The organism is Nocardia farcinica (assembly GCF_029867845.1).
Taxonomy (GTDB): Bacteria; Actinomycetota; Actinomycetes; order Mycobacteriales; family Mycobacteriaceae; genus Nocardia; species Nocardia farcinica_A.
Genome location: NZ_JARWRU010000193.1, coordinates 1 through 2,937 on the forward strand (window position 1 = coordinate 1; position 2,937 = coordinate 2,937).

The window sequence follows — 2,937 nt, forward strand, 5'->3', positions numbered from 1 at the left end:
CGGCGTGCGCAGCGCCTGCACCTACGCGGGCGCGCGCACGCTGCCGGAATTCTACGAGCGTGCGGTACTCGGCGTGCAGTCGGCGGCCGGTTTCGCGGAGGGGCGGCCACGGCCCGGCGGCTGGTGAGAGCGGCCCTCCGGCACCGACCCGCCGCGAACTCGCGACGGCATGGCGGCGACGGCCCGGTAACATGAGGGTTGCCGGGCTCTACTCCGGTTTCAGGTCACACGGCACACGCTGCCACGTCGAAAGGGAACACGTTGCCACCCGCGTCCGAGGGCGCCACTCAGGAGGGCTCCTCTACCGAGCCGGGTGACAAACCCGGCGCACTTCCCGACAACACTCTTCCCGGACGGTGCTGAGTTGGCTGCCGTCCTGACGATCCTCAGCATTCTCGGCTTCATCGCCCTGACCGCGGGCACGGCGCTGTTCGTCGCCGCGGAGTTCTCCCTCACCGCGCTGGAACGCAGCGCCGTCGAGGCCGCCGCCCGCTCCGGCGACGTGCGCTCGCGGATGGTCCGCCAGGCCCATCGCACGCTGTCGTTCCAGTTGTCCGGCGCACAGCTGGGCATCACCATCACCACACTCATCACCGGCTTCATCGCCGAACCGGTGATCGCGCGCCTGCTCGGCCCGCTGTTCACCGCTGTGGGCCTGCCGGAAGGCGCCGTGACCGGTCTGTCGCTGGCGCTGGCACTGATCATCGCCACCTCGCTGTCGATGATCTACGGCGAGCTGGTGCCCAAGAACATCGCGATCGCCAAGCCGATGGCCACCGCCCGCGCCACCGCGGCCCCGATGGTCGGCTTCTCCACGGTGTTCAAGCCGATGATCCACTTCCTCAACAACACCGCCAACTGGGTGGTGCGCAAGTTCGGCGTCGAGCCCGCCGAGGAGCTGCGCTCGGCGCGGTCCCCGCAGGAGCTGGGCTCGCTGGTGCGCACCTCGGCCCAGCGCGGCTCGCTCGACCAGCGCACCGCGCTGGTGGTGGATCGCTCGCTGCAATTCGGCGAGCGCATCGCCGAGGAACTGATGACCCCGAGGGTGAAGGTGGAGTCGCTGGACAAGGACGACACCATCGCCGATCTGATCGCCGCCGCCGAACGCACCGGCTACTCCCGGTTCCCGGTCATCGACGGCGACCTGGACAACACCCTCGGCGTGGTGCACGTCAAGCAGGCCTTCGCCCACCCGGCGAGCGAGCGGCGCACCATCCCGCTGCACCGGCTGGCCACGCCGGTGCCGGTGGTGCCGGCCAGCCTCGACGGCGACGAGCTGCTCGAGCGGGTGCGCGCGCACGGCATGCAGGTGGCGCTGGTCGTCGACGAATACGGCGGCACGGCGGGCCTGGTGTCGATGGAGGACCTGATCGAGGAGATCCTCGGCGACGTCCGCGACGAGCACGACGAGGAGGAACTCGACGTGCGCCGCACCTCCGACGGCTGGGACTGCTCGGGCCTGCTGCGCATCGACGAGGTCGGCCGTGCCACCGGCTACGCCGCCCCCGAGGGCGAGTACGAGACCCTCGGCGGTCTGGTGCTGACCATGCTCGGCCGGATGCCGGAGGTGGACGACGAGGTGGTGCTGCCGCTGTCTGCGTTGTCGGCGCGCCAGCAGGTCGACGACGGGTCCTCCGGTGCGGGCGGCTGGATCGCGCGCGTGGAGCGCATGGACGGCAGGCGCATCGACCGGGTCCGTCTGATCCCGGTCCCCGCCGAGGATCTGCGGCCGCGCGAACTCCAGGACAACAGCCATGGGTGACGTCTTCGGAGTGGTCCTGACCTTCGTGCTGCTTGCGGGCAACGCCTTCTTCGTCGCCGCCGAGTTCGCGCTGATCTCGGCGCGCCGGGACCGGCTGGAAGCCATGGTGGCCCAGGGCAAGCGCAACGCCACCACCGTCATCAAGGCGGGTGAGAACCTGTCGATGATGCTGGCGGCCGCGCAGCTCGGCATCACCATCTGCTCGATCCTGCTCGGCCGGGTCGGCGAGCCCGCGGTGGCGCACCTGCTGGAGAAGCCGTTCGAGGCGCTGGGCATGCCCGAGCAGCTGCTGCACCCGGTGTCGTTCGCGATCGCGCTGACCGTCGTGGTGATCCTGCACATCCTGCTCGGCGAGATGATCCCGAAGAACATCGCGCTGGCCGGACCCGAACGCAGCGCGTTGCTGCTGGTGCCCGTGCACCTGATGTTCCTGCGGCTGGCCAAGCCGCTGATCGCGCTGTACAACCTGGCCGCCAACCTGACGCTGCGGATGCTGCGCATCGAGCCGAAGGACGAGCTGGACGCCACCGTCTCCAGCGTGGAGCTGGCCGAGATGATCGGCGAGTCCCGCTCGGAGGGTCTGCTCGACGAGGAGGAGCACCGCCGCCTCACCCAGGCGCTCGGCACCTCCGAGCGCACGGTGGCCGATGTGATGGTCCCGCTGGCCGCCACCAGGTCGATTCCGCTGCGCGGCAGCGGCACCACCCTGGGCGACATCGAGACCGCGGTCGCCGAGACCGGCTTCTCGCGGTACCCGGTGCGCGCCGCCGACGGCTCGCTGGTCGGCTACCTGCATGTCAAGGATGTGCTGGACAAGGTCGCCGACGAGTCCGCCGGGCCGGGCACGCCGATTCCGCGCACCGACATCCGGCCGCTGCCCGCCCTCGGCATCGGCACCCCGCTGGCCGAGGCGCTGGCCAGGCTGCGCCGCACCAGCAGCCATCTCGGCCGGGTGGTGGACAGCCGAGGCGCCACCTGCGGCATCGTGGCACTGGAGGATCTGGTGGAGGAGTTCGTCGGCACCGTCCGCGACACCACCCACCGCAACGCGGAGTAGCAGGCGCCGCGACAGCACGACCCGGCCCCCCCGGCGCCCCCGGCGGGGGGGGGGGCCCCGGGGCCGGGGGGGGGGTGGTAGGTTGTGGGGGACCCGCCCGCCGGCCCCGGCCCACCGG

At 71.4% G+C, this 2,937-nt stretch carries 2 protein-coding genes; both read left to right on the plus strand.

The features are described 5' to 3' along the window. Positions 1–364: 364 nt before the first annotated feature. The gene (locus QH283_RS03960; protein ID WP_280501656.1) at positions 365–1,762 is read left to right on the plus strand and encodes a hemolysin family protein; all 1,398 of its coding nucleotides are present in this window, start codon (positions 365–367) and stop codon (positions 1,760–1,762) included. Continuing rightward, the gene (locus tag QH283_RS03965; RefSeq protein WP_280501657.1) at positions 1,755–2,819 is read left to right on the plus strand and encodes a hemolysin family protein; all 1,065 of its coding nucleotides are present in this window, start codon (positions 1,755–1,757) and stop codon (positions 2,817–2,819) included. Before QH283_RS03960 ends, QH283_RS03965 begins: the two co-directional genes overlap by 8 nt. Positions 2,820–2,937 lie beyond the last annotated feature (118 nt).

Excerpts from the sequence above, each read along its gene's own strand:
- QH283_RS03965 (WP_280501657.1), top strand. The coding sequence starts at position 1,755 with ATGGGTGACGTCTTCGGAGTGGTCCTGACCTTCGTGCTGCTTGCGGGC.